Source organism: Agrobacterium sp. 22-214-1 (assembly GCF_053522465.1).
This window is the reverse complement of the sequence record NZ_JBNWCK010000001.1, coordinates 1,413,475-1,437,350: the sequence shown is the minus strand read 5'-3', so window position 1 is coordinate 1,437,350 and position 23,876 is coordinate 1,413,475. Positions and strand designations below refer to the sequence as shown.

At 60.6% G+C, this 23,876-nt stretch carries 18 protein-coding genes; 9 read left to right on the top strand and 9 right to left on the bottom strand.

Features of this window, described 5'->3' with window-relative positions:
- Positions 1–42: 42 nt before the first annotated feature.
- From edd to ACQZ5G_RS07180, 5 genes are all read right to left on the bottom strand, one after another.
- On the bottom strand, positions 43–1,863 hold the full coding sequence (edd, locus tag ACQZ5G_RS07200) for a phosphogluconate dehydratase (protein ID WP_142778690.1): 1,821 nt from the start codon (positions 1,861–1,863) through the stop codon (positions 43–45).
- 128 nt (positions 1,864–1,991) lie between these two features.
- Entirely contained in the window at positions 1,992–2,690 is a 699-nt protein-coding gene (pgl, locus tag ACQZ5G_RS07195) for a 6-phosphogluconolactonase (RefSeq protein WP_004432588.1), read from the bottom strand.
- Between the two features lie 10 nt (positions 2,691–2,700).
- A complete protein-coding gene (zwf, locus tag ACQZ5G_RS07190) occupies positions 2,701–4,176 on the bottom strand; it encodes a glucose-6-phosphate dehydrogenase (RefSeq protein ID WP_004432590.1) in 1,476 nt (491 codons plus the stop codon).
- Positions 4,177–4,312: 136 nt separating this feature from the next.
- A complete protein-coding gene (locus ACQZ5G_RS07185; protein WP_448737302.1) occupies positions 4,313–5,599 on the bottom strand; it encodes an NAD(P)/FAD-dependent oxidoreductase in 1,287 nt (428 codons plus the stop codon).
- Positions 5,600–5,611: 12 nt separating this feature from the next.
- A complete protein-coding gene (locus ACQZ5G_RS07180; RefSeq protein WP_035260676.1) occupies positions 5,612–7,048 on the bottom strand; it encodes a glutamine synthetase family protein in 1,437 nt (478 codons plus the stop codon).
- Positions 7,049–7,171: 123 nt separating this feature from the next.
- Between ACQZ5G_RS07180 and ACQZ5G_RS07175 the strand changes: the two genes are divergently transcribed.
- From ACQZ5G_RS07175 to ACQZ5G_RS07160, 4 genes are all read left to right on the top strand, one after another.
- Entirely contained in the window at positions 7,172–8,356 is a 1,185-nt protein-coding gene (locus tag ACQZ5G_RS07175; protein ID WP_448737303.1) for an NAD(P)/FAD-dependent oxidoreductase, read from the top strand.
- 154 nt (positions 8,357–8,510) lie between these two features.
- Complete coding sequence (locus ACQZ5G_RS07170) at positions 8,511–8,645, top strand: hypothetical protein (protein ID WP_448737304.1); 135 nt, start codon at positions 8,511–8,513, stop codon at positions 8,643–8,645.
- Between the two features lie 253 nt (positions 8,646–8,898).
- A complete protein-coding gene (locus ACQZ5G_RS07165) occupies positions 8,899–9,771 on the top strand; it encodes a LysR family transcriptional regulator (protein WP_448737305.1) in 873 nt (290 codons plus the stop codon).
- 142 nt (positions 9,772–9,913) lie between these two features.
- Positions 9,914–10,237, top strand: coding sequence for a hypothetical protein (locus ACQZ5G_RS07160; RefSeq protein WP_004432602.1), 324 nt, complete (start codon positions 9,914–9,916; stop codon positions 10,235–10,237).
- 65 nt (positions 10,238–10,302) lie between these two features.
- Here the strand turns inward: ACQZ5G_RS07160 and ACQZ5G_RS07155 are convergent, their stop codons facing one another.
- Both ACQZ5G_RS07155 and aceA read right to left on the bottom strand, forming a co-directional pair.
- Positions 10,303–10,560 (bottom strand): SMc00767 family acetate metabolism repressor, encoded by a 258-nt coding sequence (locus tag ACQZ5G_RS07155; RefSeq protein WP_004432604.1) that lies wholly within the window; start codon positions 10,558–10,560, stop codon positions 10,303–10,305.
- Positions 10,561–10,644: 84 nt separating this feature from the next.
- Complete coding sequence (gene aceA / locus ACQZ5G_RS07150) at positions 10,645–11,934, bottom strand: isocitrate lyase (RefSeq protein ID WP_448737306.1); 1,290 nt, start codon at positions 11,932–11,934, stop codon at positions 10,645–10,647.
- A 255-nt stretch (positions 11,935–12,189) separates the two neighbouring features.
- Between aceA and ACQZ5G_RS07145 the strand changes: the two genes are divergently transcribed.
- The 5 genes from ACQZ5G_RS07145 (at position 12,190) to ACQZ5G_RS07125 (ending at position 17,915) form a co-directional block, all read left to right on the top strand.
- Complete coding sequence (locus ACQZ5G_RS07145; protein ID WP_174056206.1) at positions 12,190–13,605, top strand: helix-turn-helix domain-containing protein; 1,416 nt, start codon at positions 12,190–12,192, stop codon at positions 13,603–13,605.
- A 152-nt stretch (positions 13,606–13,757) separates the two neighbouring features.
- Positions 13,758–14,855 carry a polyamine ABC transporter substrate-binding protein gene (locus ACQZ5G_RS07140; RefSeq protein ID WP_448737307.1) on the top strand — a complete coding sequence of 366 codons (1,098 nt, stop codon included), beginning with the start codon at positions 13,758–13,760 and terminating at the stop codon, positions 14,853–14,855.
- A gap of 165 nt (positions 14,856–15,020) precedes the next feature.
- A complete protein-coding gene (locus ACQZ5G_RS07135; RefSeq protein ID WP_448737308.1) occupies positions 15,021–16,178 on the top strand; it encodes an ABC transporter ATP-binding protein in 1,158 nt (385 codons plus the stop codon).
- Between the two features lie 11 nt (positions 16,179–16,189).
- Entirely contained in the window at positions 16,190–17,098 is a 909-nt protein-coding gene (locus ACQZ5G_RS07130; protein WP_196378008.1) for an ABC transporter permease subunit, read from the top strand.
- 4 nt (positions 17,099–17,102) lie between these two features.
- Positions 17,103–17,915 carry an ABC transporter permease gene (locus tag ACQZ5G_RS07125; protein WP_004432617.1) on the top strand — a complete coding sequence of 271 codons (813 nt, stop codon included), beginning with the start codon at positions 17,103–17,105 and terminating at the stop codon, positions 17,913–17,915.
- Between the two features lie 309 nt (positions 17,916–18,224).
- Here ACQZ5G_RS07125 and ACQZ5G_RS07120 read toward each other — a convergent pair whose 3' ends face one another.
- Positions 18,225–19,889 (bottom strand): ABC transporter permease, encoded by a 1,665-nt coding sequence (locus tag ACQZ5G_RS07120; RefSeq protein WP_448737309.1) that lies wholly within the window; start codon positions 19,887–19,889, stop codon positions 18,225–18,227.
- A gap of 78 nt (positions 19,890–19,967) precedes the next feature.
- On the bottom strand, positions 19,968–23,756 hold the full coding sequence (locus tag ACQZ5G_RS07115) for an ATP-binding protein (RefSeq protein WP_448737310.1): 3,789 nt from the start codon (positions 23,754–23,756) through the stop codon (positions 19,968–19,970).
- Between the last annotated feature and the right edge of the window lie 120 nt (positions 23,757–23,876).

The window sequence follows — 23,876 nt, the reverse complement described above, 5'->3', positions numbered from 1 at the left end:
GTTGAAAGGCGAAAGCCGCACCTGGCCTTCGCCCATCAAAAATCAATGGAACAGAACGCTGGCGCCCTGATCGGCAGGACCGGCATTGCGGCGGAAGGGGGCGAAAAGCTCGCGGCCCATGCCCCATTCATTGCCGGAAAGATCGGCGCGCGCCGGTTCGCGTTTCGCCAGTTCGGCGGCCGAAACCAGCACTTCCAGCGTTCCCGAAATGGCGTCGAGACGGATGATGTCGCCATCGCGGATAAGCGAGATCGGGCCACAGTCGGAAGCTTCCGGCGTGACATGGATGGCGGCCGGCACCTTGCCGGAAGCGCCGGACATGCGCCCGTCCGTCACCAGCGCCACCTTGAAACCGCGATCCTGCAGCACGCCGAGCGGCGGTGTCAGGCGGTGCAGTTCCGGCATGCCATTGGCCTTCGGTCCCTGGAAGCGGACGACGGCGATGAAGTCGCGGTTGAGCTTGCCGTCCTTGAACGCGTCCTGAAGCTCCTGCTGGTCGTGGAACACGATAGCCGGCGCTTCGATGATGTGGCGCTCCGGCTTGACGGCGGAAATCTTGATGACCGATTTGCCGAGATTGCCGGTCAGCATCTTCAGACCGCCGGTCGGCTGGAACGGGGTCTCGATGCTGGAAAGCACCTTCGGGTCGTGACTCTGCTCGGGCGAGGGCTGGCGTACAACCGCGCCCTTCTCGTCAAGCATGGCATCCACAGTGTAAGCCTCGAGACCCTGTCCGAAGACGGTGCGCACATCGTCATGCACAAAGCCCTGTTTCAGCAGCTGCTTGATGAGGAAACCCATGCCGCCAGCGGCGTGGAAGTGGTTCACATCGGCCAGCCCGTTAGGGTAAACGCGGGCGAGCAGCGGCACGATGTCGGAAAGATCGGAAATATCCTGCCAGGTGAGGATGATGCCGGCGGCGCGCGCCATGGCGATCAGATGCATGGTGTGGTTGGTGGAACCGCCCGTCGCATGCAGGCCGACGACGCCGTTGACGACGGATCTTTCATCGATCATCTCGCCCGCCGGGGTGAATTCATTGCCCTGTGCGGTAATCGCCAGCGCGCGCTTGGCAGCTTCACGCGTCAACGCATCGCGCAGCGGTGTGCCGGGATTGATGAAGGAGGAGCCGGGCATATGGAAGCCCATGATCTCCATCAGCATCTGGTTGGAATTGGCGGTGCCGTAAAAGGTGCAGGTGCCGGGGCCGTGATAGGATTTCGATTCCGCTTCCAGAAGCTCGGCGCGGCCGACCTTGCCTTCGGCATAAAGCTGGCGGATTCGGGATTTCTCGTCATTCGGCAGGCCGGATGTCATCGGGCCGGCGGGAACGAAGACGGCGGGCAGATGGCCGAAGGCGAGGGCTGCGATGACGAGGCCGGGCACGATCTTGTCGCAGACACCGAGATAGACGGCGGCGTCGAACATGTTGTGCGACAGGCCGATGCCGGCCGCCATGGCGATGGCGTCGCGGGAAAACAGCGAAAGTTCCATGCCGGGCTGGCCTTGCGTCACGCCATCGCACATGGCGGGAACCGCGCCTGCCACCTGCGCTATGCCGCCGGCTTCCTTGGCCGCATCGCGGATGATCGCGGGGAAGGTCTCATAGGGCTGGTGCGCCGAGAGCATGTCGTTATAGGCGGTGATGATGCCGAGATTGGGAACGCGGTCGCCGGCAAGGATGTCCTTGTCGGCGGGGGAACAGACCGCAAATCCATGCGCAAGATTGCCGCAGGAAAGCACGGAACGGTGAACGCCCTTCGAAACCTGCAGCCGCAGCCGCTCGAGATAGGTCTCGCGGTAGGGCTTGGAACGTTCGACGATGCGGGCGGTGATGGCCTGAATGCGGGAATCGGCGGACATGGGCGTTCATCCTGTTCGTTGGTCGGCAACCGGCGTTCCGGGAGGTGAACGGCCGGTTGTCGTGTTTCAGTCTTCATGTCTTCGGGGCGCTTTGTCGCCGGGCCGCAATCGCGGCGGTGGCGTTTGGCTTATGGCGCCCAGTATATATCCACGGGCGTTTCTGCCCGGTTCAGCACGGCGCGGATCGGCATTTCATCCTCGTCCTCGCCCGACTGTGCCTTCTCCAGCGTCGCCTTCTTGGCCGCGCCTTCGATATGCAGCACCAGAAACTCGGCATCGTGCAGGCTGGAGAAGTTGAAGGTCAACCGCTCCTCTCCCGCATTCTCCGCCGCCATGGTCAAAACGCCGCGCGGTTCATCGAGGTCCAGCGCTTCGTAGAGATTGTCTCCACCGGGGAAGAACGATGCCGTGTGGCCATCCGTTCCCATGCCGAGAATGACGACATCGAAGGGATCGCAGATCGCCTCGGTCTTGACGGTCGCAAGCGTCGCCGCATCCTCCGGCGAGGCCGCCGGCTGGAACAGCGGCACGAAATAAGCCGACTTCGCCTTGTCCTGCAAAAGGTTCTCGGCAACGAGGCGGTGGTTCGAACGGTCGCTTTCCGGCGGCACGAAACGCTCGTCCACCAGCGTCACGCTGATATTGGGCCAGTCGAGATCGTGTTTGGAAAGCGCCTGAAAGAACAGCTTGGGCGTCGAACCGCCGGAGACGGCAATGCTTGCCGCACCGCGATCCTTGGTTGCCGCATCAAGGCGTTTGGCAACCTCCGCCGAAAGAGCGGCTGCCAGTTCGGCGGCGGTGTCGAAGACGTGAATCGTTTCGCTCATCGCCAGGCCCTCAATCGGCATCGTGCCAGGTGCGGCCGTCGCGCTCGATCAGCGCGATGGAACCGCTCGGGCCCCAGGTTCCGGCGGTATAACCCTGCACGCCCTGTCCCAGATCTTCCCAGCTCTTGAGAATGGGATCGACCCAATCCCACGCCGCTTCCACTTCGTCGCGGCGCATGAACAGCGTCTGGTTGGAGCGGATGGTGTCCATCAACAGCCGCTCATAGGCATCGGGGCTGCGCACGTTGAAGGCTTCGGCGAAGCTCATGTCCAGCGAGACCTGACGCAGGCGCATGCCGCCCGGGCCGGGGTCCTTGATGAGCAGAGACTGCTTGACGCCCTCATCCGGCTGCAGGCGAATGACCAGCTTGTTGGCCTCGATCTTGCCGGCCGCATCGTCGAAGATCGAATGCGGGATCTGCTTGAAGGTGACGACGATTTCCGAAACGCGGGTCGCGAGGCGTTTTCCCGTGCGGATGTAGAAGGGAACGCCGGCCCAGCGCCAGTTGGCGATTTCAGCCTTGATGGCGACGAAGGTTTCGGTGTTGGAAACGCCACCTTCCAGCTCTTCCAGATAGCCCTTGACCGGGCCGCCGGCGGAAGCACCGGCACGGTACTGGCCGCGAACCGTCTGCTTTTCGACATTGCTGGTGTCGATTGGCTTCAGCGAGCGCAGAACCTTGAGCTTTTCGTCACGCACGGCTTCGGCATTCATGGATGCAGGTGGTTCCATGGCGACAAGGCAAAGCAGCTGCAGGATATGGTTCTGCACCATGTCGCGCAGCGCACCGGCCTTGTCATAATAACCCGCGCGGCCTTCAAGGCCGACCGCTTCGGCAACGGTGATCTGCACATGGTCGATATGGGCGGAATTCCACAGCGGCTCATAAAGCGCATTGGCGAAACGCAGCGCCATCAGGTTCTGCACCGTCTCCTTGCCGAGATAGTGGTCGATGCGGAAGATCTGCTCTTCCTTGAAGACATGGCCGATGGTGTCGTTCAGCTCCTGCGCGGAAGCCAGATCGCGGCCAATTGGCTTTTCAACGACGATGCGGGTCGAGCGGGTGATGAGCTTGTGCTCGCGGATCTTGTCGGCAATATCGCCGAAAATGCCGGGCGCGACGGCCAGATAGAAGGCGCGCACGCGCTCCTTGCCCTCGTCCAGCAGCTTCTTCAGCACGTCCCAGCCATTATTGCCCTTGGCATCGACTGGCACGTAGAAAAGCCTGTTCAGGAAGATGGCGACCTGCGCATCGTCATATTCGCCGGCCTTCAGGTGCTCTTTCAGCGCGTCCTGCGCGAATTTGCGATATTCCTCGTGGGTCATGACCGAACGCGACGCGCCGATGATGCGGGTCGGCTCCGTGAACTGGCCTTCGACCTGCCGGTGATAAAGGGCCGGCAGAAGCTTGCGCTCGGCAAGATCGCCCGTGCCGCCGAAAACGACACAATCAAAAGGTTCAACAGGAATGATCTGACTGCTCATATCGATTCTCTCGATCTTCAAAGGTTGGGGCATCAATAATCTAATCGATTTAAAAATGCCAGACTCAGTTATGTGAAATTATGAATTTTGCTTCCGGCAACTCGTCCGCCGCCGATAACAGTCTGTAAACATTGGCCTAAAACCTGTCTCTCAACGCGTACCAGGAGAGCGCGAGGAAAAGCAGCGGCGCGCGCAGCGACGCCCCGCCGGGGAAAGAGGGCACCTTCAGCTGCGCGAAGGGCGCCAGCATGTCCTTTTTGCCGAGAACGAGATCGGCATAGAGCTTGCCGCAATAGTTCGACAGCATCACCCCATGGCCGGAATAACCGCCGATGGAGGTGACGCCGGGCATGACGTCGCGCACGAAGACTTTGCGCGGCAGGGTAATGCCGACGGAGCCGCCCCAGGAATGGGTAATCTCTATATCTTTCAGCGCAGGATAGATTTCCGCGATCTGCCGGCGGATGTGGCTGGAAATATCGCGCGGCGCATCGGCCGTATAGGCTTCCCGCCCGCCGAACAGCAGCCGGTTATCGGCCGTCTTGCGGAAATAGCGCACCACGAACCGCGAATCCGCCACGGCCTCCCGGTCGGGAATGATGTCGGGAAACGCATCCAGCGGCACGGTGGCGCCGATGAAGGAACGGATCGGCATGATATGGGCGGCCGTCACCGGTTCCAGATTGCCGATATAGGCATTGGTGGCGATCAGCACCCGCGGCGCGGTGATCGTGCCGAAAGGCGTTTCGATGATGGTTTTGCCGCCCGTCTGGCGGATTGATTTCGCCGGCGTCATTTCATAAATGCCGGCACCCGCCGCTTTCGCCGCCTTAGCCAGCCCGACCAGCAGTTTCAGCGGATGGATATGGCCGGTGCCGGTATCGCGCGTGCCGCCGAAATAATGGGTGGAGCCGACGCGTTTGCGTGCTTCTGCGCGTTCCATGTAGGAAATATGCGGATAGCCATAACGGTTGTTCATCGCATCGACACTGCGGCGATAGTCGTCCTCGTAAGCGGCTTTATGCGCCACATAGAGCTGCCCGGGAAGATATTCCATGTCGACGCCGCGGCTGACGGCGAAGCCGCGCAGGTAGTTTTTGGCGTCCTCGGCAATGTCGAATAGCAGCTTCGATTGCTCGAAGCCGATCTCTTCTTCCATCTCGTCGGGGAAGGAACGCTGGCCGGTACCGAATTGCCCGCCATTGCGGCCGGAAGCGCCATCGCCGAAGCGATGTGCTTCGATGAGGGCGACGGAGACGCCGTTTTCGGCGAGGTTACAGGCAGCCTGAAGGCCGGTATAACCGCCGCCGATAATCGCGACGTCCACCTCTTTCGACCCGTCGAGAGCGGGATAGTCCGGCCGCTCGCCAACGGTTGCCTGATACCAGGAAATTCCCGGCGCAATCGGGCTTTGCCATGTCATGCTCGGGGTTCCTCACACGTTGAGAAGCAGGAATTCCCGCTCCCAGGGGCTGATGACCTGCATGAAGGTCTCGAACTCCCCGCGTTTCAGGCCGGCATAGAGGCCCACGAATTCATGGCCGAACACCCGGTCGAACTGCTCTTCGCCTTCCAGCAGCGCCACGGCTTCGAGGAGACCACGCGGCAGTTCGATGGAGCCTTCATTGGCCGTATCAGCGGTGGGTTCGGTTGGCTCGATATTGTTGACGATGCCAAGCCAGCCGCAGCCGAGCGAGGCGGCAAGCGCGAGATAGGGATTGGCGTCCGAACTCGGCAGGCGGTTTTCGACGCGCCGCGCCTGCGGGCCGGAAATTGGTACGCGGAAGGCGGTCGTGCGGTTGTCGTAACCCCAGGCATTGTTGACCGGGCAGGCCATGTCGGGCGTCAGGCGGCGATAGGAATTCACATAGGGCGCCAGCATGACGAGAGCGTTCGGAACATAACGCTGCATGCCGCCCACGAAGGAGAAGAATTCTTTCGAAGGGCTGCCATCGGCATTGGAGAAGATATTGCGGCCGCTGTCGATCTCCACCACCGACTGATGGATATGCATGGCCGACCCCGGCTGGCCCTGCATGGGCTTGGCCATGAAGGTGGCGTAGATGCCGTGCTTCAGCGCCGCTTCTCGGATGGTGCGTTTGAACAGGAACACCTGGTCGGCAAGCTCGATCGGGTCGCCATGACGCAGGTTGATCTCAAGCTGCGCCGGACCTTCCTCGTGGATCAGCGTATCGATCTCGAGGCCCTGCTTTTCGGAGAAATGGTAGATGTCGTCGATCAACTCGTCGAATTCGTTGATGCCGGCAATGGAATAGCTCTGCCCGCCGACGATGGAGCGGCCGGACCGGCCCTTCGGGGGATGCAGCGGATAATCCGGGTCGTCATTCATGGCAACGAGGTAGAATTCGATCTCAGGTGCCACGACCGGCTTCCAGCCCTTTTCGGTATAGAGCGAAAGCACGTTCTTCAGCACGTTACGCGGCGTGTAGGGCACGAAATTGCCTTCGGCATCCACCACGTCGCAGATCACCTGCGCGGTCGGGTCCGTTTCCCAGGGCACCACGGAGAGGGTGGAAAGATCGGGCACCAGCTTCAGGTCGCTGTCGCGCGGCTCGTAACGGAAATTCGCGGTCTCATCGGGATATTCGCCGGAGATCGTATGGCGGTAGAGCGCGGATGGCAAAGCAAGCGAGGTGTCGCCCGTGAATTTCGCCGTCGGCATCATCTTGCCGCGCGGAACGCCGGCAAGGTCGGGCGTGATGCATTCTATGTCTTCGATCCCGCGCGCCCGCAGCCATTGCGCGGCTTCACGCCAGGAGGAAACGCCACGGGGGGAGGAAAGGTCGAGGGGAGGTGTCTTTGCCATGGTTGCCTGTTTCTTCGGGCGGAGCATGGTTTTCTTGGCGGGCATGTATCACCGGGTCTGTGTTTCGACTGGCGCCATCATAACCGTAGTTTGGCAATTGGCGAGGGGGAAAGCGCCATTGACAAGCGGCGGCACTTCGAAAAGAGGAAAGGAAACGGATCGGATGGAATGATGACAGAGAAATGTGACGTGCTGATTTTGGGGGCTGGTGCTGCCGGCATGATGTGCGCCATCCGCGCCGGCCAGCGCGGCCGCTCCGTCGTCATTCTCGACCATGCGAAAGCGCCGGGCGAAAAGATTCGCATCTCCGGCGGCGGCCGCTGCAACTTCACCAATATCCATGCCGGGCCGAAGAATTATCTCTCCGCCAACCCGCATTTCGCCAAATCCGCGCTCGCCCGTTATACGCCGCGCGATTTCATCGCCCTTGTCGAAAAACACCGCATCGCCTGGCATGAAAAAACGCTCGGCCAGCTCTTTTGCGATGACAGCGCCAAGGACATCATTCGCATGCTGCTTGGCGAAATGCAGGCGGTGAATGCGAAGCTGTGGCTCGAAACGTCCGTCTCGGCCGTCACCCATGATGGCGCTCGTTTCCGCGCCACGACATCCGTCGGCGTCATCGAGGCGGAAAGCCTCATTGTGGCGACGGGCGGCAAGTCCATCCCGAAAATGGGCGCGACCGGTTTTGCCTACCAGATCGCCGAACAGTTCGGCCTCAAGCTCATCGAAACTCGTCCGGGCCTCGTGCCGCTGACGCTCGATCCCGCCTCGCTGGAAAAGCTGAGCCCGCTTGCCGGCGTCGCGGTTCCGGCGGAGGTCTATCACGGTAAAACCTCGTTTGAGGAAGCGTTGCTCTTCACCCATCGCGGCTTGAGCGGCCCTTCCATCCTGCAAATCTCATCCTACTGGCGCGAGGGTGACGTGGTCCGCCTGAAGCTTGAGCCGCATCGCGATATAGCCGCGCTGCTGAAGCAGGCGAAGCAGAAGAACGGCCGCCAGTCGCCCCAGACGGCTCTGTCGGAAATTCTGCCGAAACGGCTTGCCCAGCACGTCGTCGAACAATCCGGCCTCACCGGCCATCTGGCGGATATGTCCGACAAGGCTTTGGCAAAGCTGGCGGGCGAGGTGCAGGACTGGCAGATCAAGCCCGCCGGTTCGGAAGGTTATCGCACGGCGGAAGTCACGCTCGGCGGCGTGGACACGACCGGCCTCGATTCCCGCAGCATGGCGGCGAAGTCCGTGCCCGGCCTCTATTTCATCGGCGAATGTGTCGATGTGACCGGCTGGCTCGGCGGTTATAATTTCCAGTGGGCCTGGGCGTCCGGGCAGGCGGCGGGTGAATTCGCGTGAGACCACGCCCGTTAATGCCTTGTTAATGGGCGTGGAGTCATCCTGACCAAATGCCAGCAAAGCCGGATCGCATTGCGCTCCCGCTGCACATGATGTCCTGCTGGAGGCCTTAACAGGGCATGGGTCGGTTGAGTTTTTCGTCAGGAACCCGCGCATGAACAGATCTGCACATCGCCGCCCTCGCGCCATTGCCATCGCCCGCGCCGACAACGAGAGCCGTCAGCTGGTCTTTCGCCTGAGCCTCATCGCAGCCGGTGCTCTGGCAGCTCTGATCGCTCTCTTTCACTGATCTGCTGTTCTTTGCCCTCATCCGGCTCATAAGCGCGCTGAAAAGCCGCCACGGCCGAGATGCCTCCGCCATATCGGCATAAAATTTCTCTTCCTGCAGAATGGCTTCGTGCCGTGTGCGCGGCTGCTGATTTTCGATGATAATGCGGGCTGCAAAAATCGCGTGCATGTCGCTCTCCTTCTAATGCGGAGGGCCATGATGCGCGCCGTTTTTTGATTTATCTGCGCAAGAAAATGCGCTACGTTTTTCACCCATGAAAAACGTCACCTGGGATTCCTATCAGCTTTTCCTCGATGTGTCACGCAGCGGCGGCCTGACGGGCGCCGCTGCGCTGACGGGCTTGAGCCCCGCGACGGTGGGGCGGCGAATGGTCGAGCTGGAGGAGCGTATCGGCAAGGCGCTGTTCCAGCGCAGCCAGACGGGTTACGCCCTGACCGCAGACGGCCGTACGCTGTTCGACCGGCTTCAGGCGATGGAGAATGCGGCAAGGGACATCGAGGGATGGCAGAAGGCGTCGTCGGCCTCGTCCGTCGTGCGCATTGCCGTCGGCACCTGGAACGCCTGGCTGCTGACCGGGAATTTCTCCGCCATCTGCACCGACCGCGATGATTTCCGCATCGACCTTTTCATTGCCGAACAGAGGGCGTCACTGGCCCATCGCGAAAACGACATCGGCATCCGCGCTTTCGAGCCGCAGGAAAAGAACCTGGCCGCCATCCGAACGGGGGAGGTGGCCTATGCGCCCTACAGGCTGCGCAACGCCGCCGTTTCCGTCGCTGATCGGTGGCTGGCGGTGGCGGAGGAAAACGCCATTTCAGCCTATCTGCGCTGGCCGTATGAAAATCGTAACAACGAGATCGTGGTGACAGTGAACCGGCCGACGGCGCTTCTCGATCTGGTGCTGGCCGGGGCGGGGGTCGCGGTGCTTCCCTGTTTCGTGGGCGATGCCGATGCGCGGCTCGCTCGGGAAGGCGAAGAGCTGGGAACCCTTCGCCACAATCAATGGATCGTCATGAACAATGACGACCGCCACCGCCGCGATATCAGGACGGTGGCGGATCGGATGACCCGTCTGATCAAGAGCCATTCCGATTTATATGCCGGGCGCAAGAGCCGCCCCGCATAGGTGAAATTACTTTTAGTTGCATAAATAACTTTTAATAATTTATAGTTGCGCGTACGTCAAAATATCCATAGGTTGCTTCCTGTAAGTTTAACCCCTTTAGGTTGAGGCCACCATGATAGTTTCAGCATCATATGTAAATGCGATGTCCGCAGCGGGAACGCCGGAAGAAGCAGCAAAGCTCTTTTATGCAGCAGTCAGCAAGGGTCTCGCGGCAGTGGTTGCCGATGCTCTTTCACAATCTGTCACGGCCATTGCGCCGGCAGCCGCAGGCACCAAGATCGCAGGCTGGGAAAAGCTCGTGGGGGGTGTGGCGATGCATCTGGCGTGGGAATCTCCCGCCATTTTGAACCCGATTCCCCTGACGCAGCTTGCCTGCTTCGCTCCTTATGCGCCTCAACTCCAGGGTAACGTCGAGGCGATGGGCGTCAATGTAAGCATCGGCGTTTCCGTATCGGCGAGCTTCTGAGGCGGCCACTTCGGACGTTTGCATTGAAGACCGGAGCATCGATTATGATGTTCCGGTCTTTCGTTTCAGGCGGCGTCACGCCCCTGCGCGACGATGACCGGGATAAGCAGATCCCCCCAGTTGCCGCCGCCGCCATGGTGGCGGGCCGAGCGGACCAGCTCGACGGAAACGCCGGCCTCAACCGCTTTCATGACGGCCTGGTTAAGGCGGTGCAGATCATTGGCCAGCATGCGGATGGCGGCCTGCTGATCCTGCGTCATGGCGGAGGACTGTTCCTCGGCGCGTTCCTTGACGTGGGTCTTGATGGGGTTATGGGCATTCATGGCATTTCTCCTCTCATTATTGGTTGGGGTTCTTGATCCGGTTTGCAAGCCCTTCCCGTCACCGGGAAGGGCAGTTTCTCGATTTTATTCGGCCGCCGGGCGGAACTGGTCGTGCTCGGTGGATTCTTTCATGGCTGTCGTGGACGACGTGCCGCCAGAGATTACCAGAGATACGGCGTCGAAATAGCCGGTGCCGACTTCGCGCTGGTGCTTGGTGGCGGTGTAACCATTGGCCTCGGCTGCGAATTCCGCTTCCTGAAGCTCGGAATAGGCCGCCATCTGCCGGTCCTTGTAACCGCGCGCCAGTTCGAACATGCCGAAATTCAGCTGGTGGAAACCGGCCAGCGTGATGAACTGGAACTTGTAGCCCATCGCGCCCAGCTCGCGCTGGAACTTGGCAATCGTTGCGTCGTCGAGGTTCTTTTTCCAGTTGAACGACGGCGAGCAATTGTAAGCGAGCTTCTTGCCCGGATGCACCTTGTGCACGCCCTCGGCAAACCTGCGCGCCTGTTCGAGATCCGGCTTGGAAGTCTCGCACCAGATCAGGTCGCAATAGGGCGCATAGGCCACCGCGCGGGCGATGCAAGGCTCAAGACCGTTCTTGACCTGATAGAAGCCCTCGACGGTGCGGCCGGCATCGTAATCCACAAAGGGGCGGTCGCGCTCGTCAATGTCGGAGGTCAGGAGCTTCGCGGCCTCCGCATCCGTGCGGGCGATAACCAGCGTCGGTACACCCATGACATCGGCTGCAAGCCGCGCCGCCGTCAGGTTGCGGATATGCGCCGCCGTCGGGATCAGAACCTTGCCGCCGAGGTGGCCGCATTTCTTTTCCGATGCCAGCTGGTCTTCATAATGAACACCCGCAGCACCTGCCTCGATAAAGGCCTTCATGATTTCGAAGGCGTTGAGCGGCCCGCCGAAACCGGCCTCCGCATCGGCAACGATCGGCGCGAACCATGTGTCGACCGAAAGGCCCTTGCCTTCTGCCGTCTCGATCTGGTCGGCGCGCTGCAAAGTGCGGTTGATGCGCTTTGCAAGCTCCGGCGCGGCATTGGCCGGATAAAGCGACTGGTCCGGATACATGGCCGACGCCGTATTGGCATCCGCGGCAACCTGCCAGCCGGAAAGATAGATCGCCTTCAGCCCGGCGCGAACCATCTGCATGGCCTGGTTGCCGGAAAGCGCGCCGAGCGCGTTGACGAAGTTTTCCTCGTTGATCAGCTTCCACAGCCGGTTCGCGCCCATCTCGGCCAGCGAATGGCGGATGTCGACGGAGCCGCGCAGCCGTTCCACGTCGGCGGCGGTGTAGGTGCGCTCGATGCCATCGAAACGTCCCTGCGGTGCGCCCGGAACAAGTTTGTAAAAATCCGTCATACTTCTCTCTCCCATGATAAATGCGGTTTTCGTAACGGGCCCTCTTCAACATCATATGGCGCCGTTTGATGTGACTACATTTACATTTTTCGAGATTTGAGTGCCAGAACAAACATAAAAACAGTGACTTGAAAGAGGTTATCCTGTAGTGTGCATGACAGGCGGGAGCTGTAAAATTGTAAATTTTGTAAAAGTCTTTTGCCCGCAGAGTTTGTAACAGGTTTGTATGAGTCGCAGGCACGGGGAGGTGAGGCGGTGTCGGAAAACAAGATTTTTGCAGGCCCGCGCGTGCGCCGCATTCGCAACGGTCTGGCGCTGACGCAGACGGCCATGGCCGAGGCGCTGGCGATTTCGCCGTCCTATCTCAATCTCATCGAGCGCAACCAGCGGCCGCTGACGGTGCAGCTGCTTTTGAAGCTTGCCTCCGTCTACAAGGTCGATCTGGATGACCTGCAGGGCGAAAGCGCCGGTTCCGCCGGGCAGCTGCGCGAGGTCTTCGCCGACCCGCTGCTGGCGGGGGAAGTGCCGTCGCCGCAGGAACTGATCGAGGTTGCCGATGCCGCGCCCAATGCGGCAAGCGGTGTCCTCAAGCTTTATCGCGCCTATAGGGAACAGGCGCAGCGCCTTTCAGACCTCTCCGATCTTCTGGCGCGGGAGGGGCATGAGACGGCGCTCTCCTCCACCCGTCTGCCGATCGACGAGGTGCGGCATGTCTTTGAAAATCGGCCAGCCTATTTCCACGCCATCGACGCGGCGGCGGAAGAACTCCACAAACACCTGTCGGCGGGCGACGATCTCGCCTCCGGCCTTCGTGCATGGCTTCAGAAAAACCACGGCATCGTGGTCCGCACCCTGCCGGTTCATGCCATGCCGAATCTCAGGCGGCGTTACGACCGGCATTCCATGCGGCTGTTTTTATCCGAACGCCTGTCGCAACCGGACCAGCTCAGGGAAATGGCCATGGAGACCTGTCTTCTGGCGCTTCGCGAAGAAATCGGCACGGAGCTTGAAGGGCTTGGCCTGAAAGGGGAGGAGGCAAGGCGCATCGCCCGCTTCGAACTGGCGCGCTACGCCGCCCATGCACTGATGATGCCCTATGGCGCATTCCTGAGCGCCGCCCAGCGGGCGAAATACGATCTCGAGGTTTTGCGGTCGCGCTTCAACGTTTCTTTCGAACAGGCAGCCAACCGTCTTGTCAGCCTGCAACGGCCGTCGGCCGCGGCGATCCCGTTTTTCCTGATGGAGATCGACAATGCCGGCAACCGTTTCCGCCTTGCAGGCGCCGGCGGTTTTCCAAGGGCGCGGTTCGGCGGCCTCTGTCCGCGGCTCAACATCCATGCCGCTTTCGCCCAGCCGGGACAGGTGCTGGTGGAAGCGGTGGAGATGCCGGATGGCGACGCGTTCCTCACGGTGTCGCGCACGCTGGAAGGTCCGCAGGCGGGTTTCGGCGAAAGGGTGCGGCGAACGGCCGTGCTTCTCGGCTGCGATCTCGCCCAGGCCGGAGACACCGTCTATGGCCCCGCCGCTTCGGGTGCCGCGCCCGTCGCCGTCGGCCCTTCGTGCCGGCTGTGCGAAAGGCAGGGCTGTCTGTCGCGGGCGGAAGCGCCGCTGACGCGGCCGCTCGGGCTCGATGAAATGGTCACCGGTCTCAGTGTTTTCGACTTCCAGTAGGTGTTTCCATTCGCTTTTTTGTGGCCGGAACACATTTGGTTGAAAATGCTGTGCTGCACATTTCCCGCTTGCTCCCTTTTGTTTTCCTTTCTAGTCTCTCCCAAAAAAGGGGATCACGCTCCCATCGTGAGGATGCGTTAACAGGAGACATCATGAAAAACCGTTCTCTCCGCCTGACCTTGGCTCTCACCACCGCGCTCGTTGCAGCAGGCTCGGCAATGGCCCAGGAGAAGATCGTCCACGTCTATAACTGGTCGGATTATATCGACGAATCGATCCTTGCCGATTTCACCAAGGAAACCGGCATCAAGGTCGTCTATGACGTTTTCGACAGCAACGAGCTTGTGGAAACCAAGCTTCTGGCCGGCAGCTCCGGTTATGATGTCGTGGTGCCGACCGGACCCTTCCTCGCCCGCCAGATCAATGCCGGCGTGTTCCAGAAACTCGACAAGTCCAAGTTGCCGAATCTGAAGAACATGTGGCCCGAGGTTTCCGAGCGTCTGGCGAAATACGACCCCGGCAACGAATATGCCGTGAACTACATGTGGGGCACCACCGGCATCGGTTACAACGTCGCCAAGGTGAAGGCGGCGCTCGGCGATGTTCCGGTCGACAGCTGGGATATTCTCTTCAAGCCGGAAAATGCCGAAAAGCTGAAATCCTGCGGCATCAATATTCTCGATGCGTCCGACGAGACCTTCGCCATCGCCATGAACTATCTCGGCAAGAATCCGGATAGCAAGGAAACCGCCGATCTCGAGGCGGGCGGCGACGTCTACATGAAGATCCGCCCCTATGTGAAGACCTTCAACTCCTCCGCCTATATCGATGAACTGGCGAATGGCGACAGCTGCATTACCATCGGCTGGTCTGGCGATATCCTGCAGGCGAAGAGCCGCGCTGAGGAAGCCAAGAACGGCGTCGAGGTGAACTACGTCATTCCGAAGGAAGGCACCTATATGTGGTTCGACAACCTTGCCATCCCGGCGGATGCCAAGAATGTCGAGGAAGCTCACGCCTTCATCAATTATCTGATGCGGCCGGAAGTCATCGCCAAGGCCTCCAACTATGTTCAGTACGCGAATGGCAACCTCGCCTCGCAGGCGCTGATGGATGAGTCCGTCGCCAAGAACCCGGCGGTCTATCCCGATGCCGAGACGCTGAAGAAGCTCTTCACCATCTCGCCCTACGGACCGAAGGAACAGCGCGTCCTGAACCGCGTCTGGACGCAGATAAAGACCGGCAGCTGACACTTCCACCCGCTGGTTGAGGAACGGCCGGCGGGCCTGTTTCTCTGATCCTTTGCCGGCAGGTTCCGTTACCTGCCGGCGCCGCCCGCCTCAAAGCATCGGACCGAAAGTCGGAAAATCCGATGCTCAAATCTACACGACCAACGGGATTTGAGGGTAGGGTGAATGGCGAAAACTCTGGGGCCGGTCAAACGCAAATTTAGCCCTTGGGACAATCCCGATGCGGTGCCCTTCATCCGCTTTGAAAACGTCACCAAACGTTTTGGCGATTTCGTCGCCGTCAACAATCTGACGCTCGATATCTATGAACGCGAATTCTTCTCGCTGCTCGGTCCCTCCGGCTGCGGCAAGACCACGCTGATGCGCATGCTGGCCGGTTTCGAGGAACCGACCGAAGGTCGCATCCTGCTGCAGGGCAAGGATATTTCCGGCGTGCCGCCCTATAAGCGGCCCACCAACATGATGTTCCAGTCCTACGCGCTTTTCCCGCATATGTCGGTGGAAAAGAACGTCGCTTTCGGTCTGGAGCAGGACGGTCTGCCCAAGGCGGATATCGCCGCGCGCGTCGAAGAAATGCTGCGGCTCGTCAAGCTCACGGAATTCGCAAGGCGCAAGCCAAGCCAGCTTTCCGGCGGCCAGCGGCAGCGCGTGGCGCTTGCCCGCTCGCTTGCCAAGCGGCCCAAGGTGCTTCTGCTGGATGAACCGCTCGGCGCGCTCGACAAGAAGCTGCGCGAGGAAACGCAATTCGAACTGATGGACATCCAGACCAATCTCGGCCTTACCTTCCTCATCGTCACCCACGACCAGGAAGAAGCGATGACGGTCTCGGACCGCATCGCTGTCATGGACAAGGGCAATGTCGTGCAGGTGGCGACGCCGGCCGAGATCTATGAAGCGCCGAACAGCCGCTACGTGGCGGACTTCATCGGCGATATCAATATTTTCGACGCCAATGTCGTCGCCAATGCTTCCGATATCGGCAAGCCCGGCCTGGTGACGCTGGATTGCGAAGGGCTGAAGGTGGCGGTGGAGCAGGAATGCGCTGCTGCAACGGGCAGCCAGGTGGCTTTCGCCATCCGCCCGGAAAAGGTCCGCATCTCGCTCGACCAGCCCGGCGATAGCAGCGTCAACTCCGCCTATGGCGAGGTCTGGGATATCGGCTATCTCGGCGACTTCTCCGTCTTCATCGTCAAGCTTGCCGATGGCCGCGTCATTCGCGCCGCGCAGGCAAATGTTTCGCGTCTCGTCGATCGCCCGATCACCTTCGGCGATATGGTGTGGCTGAACTGGAAGCCGGATTCCGGCCTCGTCCTGACGCACTGAGGGAGGCTTCGATGGCGATCACCACTCCTGAAAACCGGCAAAGCCCCTGGCGCTGGCTGGTCGTCGCGGTTCCCTATTTCTGGCTGCTGTTGTTCTTCGCAGCGCCGTTTTTCATCATCTTCAAAATCTCGCTGTCGGATACGGCGATCTCCATGCCGCCCTATACGCCGGTTTTCGAAGGGTTTTCGAAGCTCGGCGCGTTCTTCTCCGAACTGGATTTCGAAAATTACCTTTTCCTGACGGAAGACCCGCTTTACATCGACGCCTATCTGTCATCGCTGCGCATCGCCTTCATCTCCACCTTCCTGCTTCTTTTGATCGGTTATCCCATGGCGCTGGCCATGGCGCGCGCACCGTCTTCCGTGCGCCCGACGCTGGTGATGCTGGTGATCCTGCCGTTCTGGACCTCGTTCCTGATCCGCGTTTACGCCTGGATCGGCATTCTGAAGCCGGAAGGCCTGCTGACGGTGCTGTTCCAATGGCTTGGTTTTCTCGGACCCGACCAGCAGGTCAATATCTTCCGTACGGAAACGGCGATCTTCATCGGCATCGTTTATTCCTATCTTCCCTTCATGGTGCTGCCGCTTTATTCGGCGCTGGAAAAGCTCGACAATACGCTGCTGGAAGCGGCCGCCGATCTCGGCTGCCCGCCATGGAAAGCCTTCTGGAAGATCACCTTCCCGCTGTCGCTGCCGGGCGTCGTGGCCGGCTCGATGATCTGCTTCATTCCGATAACAGGGGAATTCGTCATTCCCGATCTGCTCGGCGGCGCCCAGACGCTGATGATCGGCAAGACGCTGTGGACGGAATTCTTCGGCAACCGCGACTGGCCCTTGGCCTCCGCCGTCGCCGTGCTGCTGCTGCTGTTGCTGGTGGTGCCCATCGCCATCTTCCAGAACCAGCAGAAGAAGGTGGGGTGAGGCCATGAAGCGCGGAAAATTCGACATCACCGTCCTCACCCTCGGTTTTGCCTTTCTTTATATCCCGATCATCATCCTGATCGTTTATTCCTTCAACGCCTCGAAGCTCGTCACCGTCTGGGGCGGTTTCTCGCTGCAATGGTACCGCTCCATGTGGTCGAACCAGGGGCTGATGGATGCGGCCTGGGTGACGTTGCGCGTCGGTATCCTTAGCGCCACCATCGGCACCATTCTCGGAACGCTGGCGGCGCTGTCGCTCACCCGTTTCGCCCGGTTTCCCGGCCGGGTGCTGTTTTCGGGCATGATCTATGCGCCGCTCGTCATGCCGGAAGTCATCACCGGCCTGTCGCTGCTGCTGCTCTTCGTGGCCGTCGGCGTGGATCGCGGTTTCTGGACGGTGGTCATCGCGCATACGACTTTCACCATGTGTTACGTGGCGATCGTCGTGCAGTCGCGGTTGCTTACTTTCGATCGCAGTCTTGAGGAAGCCGCGCTCGATCTCGGCTGCCCGCCGGTCAAGACCTTCTTCCGCATCACCCTGCCGCTGATCTTTCCCGCCGTCATCGCCGGCTGGATGCTGGCCTTTACCCTGTCGCTTGATGATCTCGTCATCGCCAGCTTCGCCACAGGCCCCGGTGCGACGACGCTGCCGATAAAGATTTACTCGCAGGTTCGCCTTGGTGTGACACCGGAAATCAACGCCATCTGCACGATCCTTATCGGGCTTGTCACGATCGGCGTTATCGTTGCTTCCATCGCATCCAAGCGCACGGAGTTGCAGCGGATGCGCGATGAACACGCCGCAGCTCGAAACTGATCAAACGGACGTCTTTGATTTCTCGCGTTGCTGTTGAAATCACGATTAATTCAGGGACTTTTAATTTAGTTTCGGCGCTTTACGGTATCAGAATAGGAATTTTCGTCGGTAATTGCTCGATTTTGGTTTTAACCGCTTGTTAATGGGAGTTGGCGGAAAGTAAACCCAACGCAGGGCTGTCAAATACTGACGGCCGGGATTGATAATTTCCATATCGCGAGGTTGTCCCCCTTTCTCTCGTTGAAAAAGCACAACTGATACAGGCGGCCGCAAGGCCGCCTTTCTTTTTGCCGCAAAGGCCCTTGCCATTCAGCGGTTTTCCGGATGATCCATCGATTTCGAGACGAGAAGCACGGGAATAAGCCCGGCAATGATGATGATGATCGCCGGCACAGCCGCATCCTGCACCCTTGAGCGCGACGCATCCTCATAAACCAGCGTGGCCAGCGTGTTGAAACCGAAAGGCCGGAGCAGGATCGTGGCCGGCAGTTCCTTCATGGATTCGATCAGGACCAGAAGGAATGCAGTCAGCGCCGCCGGCCGCATGTTCGGCAACAGCACTTTGAACAGTGTCTGCGCCCGGTTGCGCCCAAGCGTTCTCGAGGCCATGTCGATATGCGGTGAAAGCTTCTGGAAACCCGCGTCGAGTGTGCCCTCCGCCATGGTCATGAAGCGCACGGCATGGGCATAGATGATGGCAAAGGCGGTGCCTGAAAGCAGCAGGCCGCTGGAAAAGCCAAAATGGGAGCGGATGAAACCGTCGACGCCATTATCGAGGTTTGCCAGCGGAATGAGAACACCGATGGCAAGCACGGTTCCCGGCACGCCATATCCCATGGAGCCGAAGCGGGCGGCGACCTTGGAGCTGCGCGAGCGCTCGGTGCGTATGGCATAAGAAAACACGAAAGCGGCGATCAGCGTCACAAAGGCGGCGGAAAGCGAGACTTCGAGACTGTGTCCGAGCGCTTTCAGAAGCTTCGGAGAAAACAGCGCGTCGAGCCTCTTTGCTGCGTAACCGCCGAGCACGATCACCGGAATGAAGAACCCGCTTGCCACGGGTATGAAGCAGAACAGGCAGGCGCTCCAGCGCCGCCAGCCGGTCAGCGCCTTCAACCGGTGACGCTGGGCCATGCTTGTCGCCTTTGGCGCGCCGAAGCGCTGCTTTTCCCGGGCGTTGCGTTCGATGATGATCAGTGCACCGACGATGATGAGGATGACGGCGGCGATCTGCGTCGCATTGGCGAGATTGCCGCGATTGAGCCAGGTTTCGTAAATGGTGAAGGTCAGGGTCTGGACGCCGAGATACTCGACCGCGCCGATATCGTTCAGCGTCTCCATCAGGACCAGAGACAGCCCGATGGCGATGGCCGGCCGGGCCATCGGCAATTGCACGGAGAAAAACACGTTCAGCGGTTTTGCACCAAGCGTGCGTGCCGCTTCGGCCGCAAACCGTCCCTGCATGGAAAAGGCGGCGCGGGCCGAGAGATAGACGTAAGGATAGAGTACCGAACTCAGAACGATCACGGCACCGCCGAGCGAGCGTATGTCCGGAAACCAGTAATCGCGGATGCTGTGATAACCGAAAGCGGCGCGCAACGCGCTCTGCACCGGGCCGGTAAAGTCGAGAAACTCGCCGAACGCATAGGCCGCCAGGTAGGAAGGAATGGCGAGCGGCAGCACGAGCGCCGCGGACAATAACCGCCGCAGCGGAAATTCGAATGTAGTGACAAGCCAGGCGCAGACGATGCCGAAGAAAGCCGTCGTCGCGGCCGTCATCCCCAAGAGCAGGAAGGTGCGAAACCCGGCGCGCGGCAGGACATTGGCGAGAAGATGCTGCCATCCTTCCGTGCTGCCGGTCAGCGCCAGCCAGAAAATTGCCAGAATGGGCATGGCGGCAATGGCCGCGACGATGACCGCCGTGATGGGCAACACCGAGAAGCGTCTTGTTGCCGGAAGGGAAACCGTCATGGACATGCCAGTCTACTGTCGTGCAAAGGCCTCAACCGGCGACCATTGTGCCGGCGGCTTCCGCATTGCTACGCCCGCATGGCCTCAGTTGGCAAGAACCCGCTGCGACGGAAAGGTGATTTCCACCAGCGTGCCTTCATTCGGCGTGGAGGTGATGGAGAAATTCGCCCGGTTGGCGTCCACCATCGCCTTGGTCAGCGGCAGGCCGAGCCCGGTGCCGTCGCCGCGCACGCGCTTCCCTGATGATGCCACCTGCCGGAACGGCTTCATGGCCTGTTCCAGTTCCGCCCGGGTCATGCCGATGCCGGTGTCGCGAATGCGCAGCGACACGCTGCCATTGGCCTCATAGGCGGTGGACACCACGATCTGGCCGCCGGAGGGCGTGAAGCGGATGGCGTTCGACAGGATGTTCAGCACGATCTGCTTGATCGAGCGCAGATCGGCGACGATCTGCGGCACGGATTGCGCAAGAGCGGTGCGGATGATGACGCGCTGGTTGTTGGCCTGCGGCTGCACCAGCGAGACCGCCTCGGCCACCGTTTCGTTGAGCGGCACGGCGACGAAATCCACATCCATCTGCCCGGCCTCGATCTTGGAGATATCGAGCAGATCGTTGACGATGTCGAGCACATGCCGGCCGGAACGGCCGATATCATTGGCATATTCCACATAACGCGGATGGCCTATCGGCCCGAAACGTTCGGTCGCCATCATGTCGGCAAAGCCGATGATGGCATTGAGCGGCGTGCGGATTTCATGGCTGACGCGCGCCAGGAAATCGGTCTTGTGGGCATTGGCGGTTTCCGCCGCCCGCTTGGCGTTGCGCAGTTCTTCTTCGGTGCGCTTCCACTGGGTGATGTCGCGGATAACCGCGCAATAGCCGTGCGACGATTTTAGCCGGCCGATGGTCATGAACAGCGGCAGGAAGCCGCCGGATGCTTCGCGGCCGATCACTTCGCGGCCGTCATTCAGCACGCTGGCGACACCGTTATTTGCAAGGCCGGAAAGATAGTCCAGCACGGCGCGCTGGCTCTCATGGGCAAAGAGGGTGACGAAAGGCTTTCCGGCGATTTCACCATTGTCATAGTTGAACAGCGCGCTGGCGGAACGGTTGAGCGAGCGGATTTCGCCTTCGTCTCCCAGAAGCACCACCCCGTCGGTGGCCGTTTCCAGAATGGAATGCAGCTCCTCCACTTCGCCCTGCAACAGGGAGAGGCTGCCTGCTTCCGCATTTTCGGCATCGCCGGCAGCAATATTTTCGTTGGCGGCCGCAACCGGCGCCTGCTTTTCCTCAAGCGGCACCAGAGACAGCATCAGCGCCTTGGTTTCTTCCCAGCGGATGGATTGCAGCCGCGCCTTGACCGGAATGATGTCGTTGTCAGAGCTGACGACCACCATGCCGCCTTCGTTGTCCGGCATGTCCTCCAGCTCCTGCCGCTGCAGCAGCGCTTCCAGACCGCCCACCTCTTCGAGTTCGGCGAGAGAGCCATAGCCCGTCAATCGCAGGAAATCCGGATTGGCGTGGATCAGCCTGTCGCCGGCATGCACCAGAAGCGCCACGGGCATCTGGTCCAGTGTCTCGGCCGTCAAGGCATTCGCGGGGCGAACGGATGGGCTGACCATGGCGGCGGCAATATCGGCAGCCGGCCGCTCGTCAGCCGCAGGCTCCTGCTTTTCGTCGGAACCGCTTTCATCCGCCGGTGCGCGAATGGCTGCAGGCTGCTCGCCACGAACATAATCGGCGAAAAGATCGTCTTCCTCCGCCGGTTCGGTTTTCCTGTCGTCATTTTCCGTTTCGGAGGGCGCGCTTTCCGAAGTATCCGCATCGATATCCTGCTGAATATCCTGCATGATCGGCTCAGCGGAAATGGCTTCCGCATCCGTTTCCCGGTCTTCTTCGGAAGCAGCATCCGCCGGCGCCAGGGCGCGGCCGATTTCGCGGAAGGCGGCCTGCTCGCCTGCGGTCAGCCCCTCGCGGGAGCGCGAGCGGCGCTCCTCCAGATGGACGACCTTGTCGGAATAGTCCGGCTCCAGCGCGGGTGCTGCAACCGGCGCTTCGAATTCCGGCGGGGTATAATCATGGTGCTGTTCTTCGGCCGAAACCACGTCCGATGCATCATCCGCCGCATCGGCCTCCGTTGCCGGGACCTCATCCTCAGCGATGGAACCGGTGTCTTGCGCCGCGTCGTCATCCTCATCGATAAAGGCCAGCAATTCGTGGCTTTCATCCTCAATAGTGGGCTGCGGCAGGGCTTCCGCCGGATCGGCCTCTTCGCCGTTGAGGAAGGTCAGGCCCGTGGCATGCGGGTCTTCGGCGGCATCGGCAAGCCGCACGATGCCGAAACCGCGGAAGCCGTCGAATTCGCGTGAGCGCGTATAGGTGGGCAGGGCGGCAAGATCGATCGGCACCATCAGCGATGTGCCTTCCACCGGCCAATAGATCGTCTTGCCCGACCATGTGTCGCGACGGCCGAGAAGCTCGCGGATCTTGCCGTCGGGATCGAGATTGAACAGGGCCGCGACATCGGCAAAGCCCATGCCTTCCACGGCAGCCGCCTTGGCGCCCACAGCCTCTGCAAATTCATGCGAGATCGAGCTGAAGCGTCCTTCCGCATCGATTTTCCAGACGAAACGGGAAGCGCGCGCACCGGCATTGAAAACAAAAGGCTGCGCTTCTGCGCCAGCGCCGATGTCCGTCTCTTCGGTCTCCGCCTCCGCCGTTATCTCCTCATCCGCGGCAGGAGCAGCGTCTGACGGTGCCGTTTCGACGATTTCATCGTCCACGACTGCGTTTTCTTCGGCCCGGATCTCTTCGGCGGGAGCATCGGCGACTGCGCGCTCGGTTAAGGGAGCTTCTGCTTCATCCTCATCGAGTTCGAAAAGATCGGCGATGTCGTCGGTCATCGCCACATGCGCAGCCGCGTCGGCGTCCTGGGCAGAAAGCGCCGCCGGGGTCTCCGCTCCGTTTTCCGGCAATGACAGAAGGCTGTTCTCATCCTGCTGCGCTGCCACTTCTTCTTCGGGATCGGCCGGCAGTTCCTGCACCTCTTCCACATCCTCGATGCCAGCGACGGCATCGAGCACGGAATCGAAGGAGGTTGCAGCGGCAACAGGCGCGACCTCCGCAACCGGCAGGGCGGGCTCGGCGGCGGCTGGCGTTTCCTGCGGCCTGTCTTCTGCGAAACCGTTGACGGGATCGAGTGTGCCCAGCGCGGTTTCGACCACGAACATCAGGTTCAATTCGGGCGATGCCGCAATCTGGCCGGTGGCGGCGGGCAAATAACCCTTGCCGGTCGGCACCGGCCGCTTGACGAGATGGCCGGACTGTCCGGCTGCCATTTTCACCAGTGTCCGCGCCGTGTGCGGAGTGATGCCGAGCGACGAAAAACCGGGCGAGGCGGCAACAATCTCGTTCTCGCCGTTCAGAACGGCCATATGGATATCGGGGTCGTCGAAACCTTCGATCATGCGCCGGGCGCATTCCGCCGTGTCGGGTGCGACTTGGTCGGTGAGGGCGGAAAACAGGATGGCGGGCTGGCCGGGTTCGGCCTCGATGATTTCCGCGCGCGCCGTAACGGCAATGCTGCGGAAACCCGACGTGATGCGAATGGTAAACGGCAGGCTGTCGCCCGCTTTGGAAAGCCGCGCCGCCGTGGCTGCCAATTGCCGGAAGGTCACATCCTGCGGTTTCGGGCCCTGTTCCAGAAAATCATAGACCATCGGCGTGCCAAACAGCGCCGCGCCCCGGCCATTGGCCCAAAGGGCGTTTTTAAGGTCGAGCGAGAACAACGCCATGGCCGCGCCGCGCCCGAAACCTTCACGCACCCGTTCATGCACTGCGATATCGATAAAGGGATACTGGACGGCGGGCATGTCGAAACCTATTCTGGCACTACCGGACCTTGCGGGCTTTTCGGCTTCCTCATGAAGCTCTAAACGTAAACCCGCCGAGGCATCACGTTAACAGAATTTTAAATAACTTCACAGCGCGGT

What these genes read in the sequence shown, in the direction of transcription:
- ACQZ5G_RS07115 (WP_448737310.1), bottom strand. Translation starts at nt 23,756, where the DNA reads ATGCCCGCCGTCCAGTATCCCTTTATCGATATCGCAGTGCATGAACGG.
- ACQZ5G_RS07140 (WP_448737307.1), top strand. Translation starts at nt 13,758, where the DNA reads ATGAAAAACCGTTCTCTCCGCCTGACCTTGGCTCTCACCACCGCGCTC.
- ACQZ5G_RS07130 (WP_196378008.1), top strand. Translation starts at nt 16,190, where the DNA reads ATGGCGATCACCACTCCTGAAAACCGGCAAAGCCCCTGGCGCTGGCTG.
- ACQZ5G_RS07135 (WP_448737308.1), top strand. Translation starts at nt 15,021, where the DNA reads ATGGCGAAAACTCTGGGGCCGGTCAAACGCAAATTTAGCCCTTGGGAC.
- ACQZ5G_RS07120 (WP_448737309.1), bottom strand. Translation starts at nt 19,889, where the DNA reads ATGTCCATGACGGTTTCCCTTCCGGCAACAAGACGCTTCTCGGTGTTG.
- ACQZ5G_RS07175 (WP_448737303.1), top strand. Translation starts at nt 7,172, where the DNA reads ATGATGACAGAGAAATGTGACGTGCTGATTTTGGGGGCTGGTGCTGCC.
- pgl (WP_004432588.1), bottom strand. Translation starts at nt 2,690, where the DNA reads ATGAGCGAAACGATTCACGTCTTCGACACCGCCGCCGAACTGGCAGCC.
- aceA (WP_448737306.1), bottom strand. Translation starts at nt 11,934, where the DNA reads ATGACGGATTTTTACAAACTTGTTCCGGGCGCACCGCAGGGACGTTTC.
- ACQZ5G_RS07155 (WP_004432604.1), bottom strand. Translation starts at nt 10,560, where the DNA reads ATGAATGCCCATAACCCCATCAAGACCCACGTCAAGGAACGCGCCGAG.
- ACQZ5G_RS07185 (WP_448737302.1), bottom strand. Translation starts at nt 5,599, where the DNA reads ATGACATGGCAAAGCCCGATTGCGCCGGGAATTTCCTGGTATCAGGCA.
- zwf (WP_004432590.1), bottom strand. Translation starts at nt 4,176, where the DNA reads ATGAGCAGTCAGATCATTCCTGTTGAACCTTTTGATTGTGTCGTTTTC.
- ACQZ5G_RS07165 (WP_448737305.1), top strand. Translation starts at nt 8,899, where the DNA reads ATGAAAAACGTCACCTGGGATTCCTATCAGCTTTTCCTCGATGTGTCA.
- ACQZ5G_RS07180 (WP_035260676.1), bottom strand. Translation starts at nt 7,048, where the DNA reads ATGCCCGCCAAGAAAACCATGCTCCGCCCGAAGAAACAGGCAACCATG.
- ACQZ5G_RS07160 (WP_004432602.1), top strand. Translation starts at nt 9,914, where the DNA reads ATGTCCGCAGCGGGAACGCCGGAAGAAGCAGCAAAGCTCTTTTATGCA.
- ACQZ5G_RS07170 (WP_448737304.1), top strand. Translation starts at nt 8,511, where the DNA reads ATGAACAGATCTGCACATCGCCGCCCTCGCGCCATTGCCATCGCCCGC.
- edd (WP_142778690.1), bottom strand. Translation starts at nt 1,863, where the DNA reads ATGTCCGCCGATTCCCGCATTCAGGCCATCACCGCCCGCATCGTCGAA.
- ACQZ5G_RS07125 (WP_004432617.1), top strand. Translation starts at nt 17,103, where the DNA reads ATGAAGCGCGGAAAATTCGACATCACCGTCCTCACCCTCGGTTTTGCC.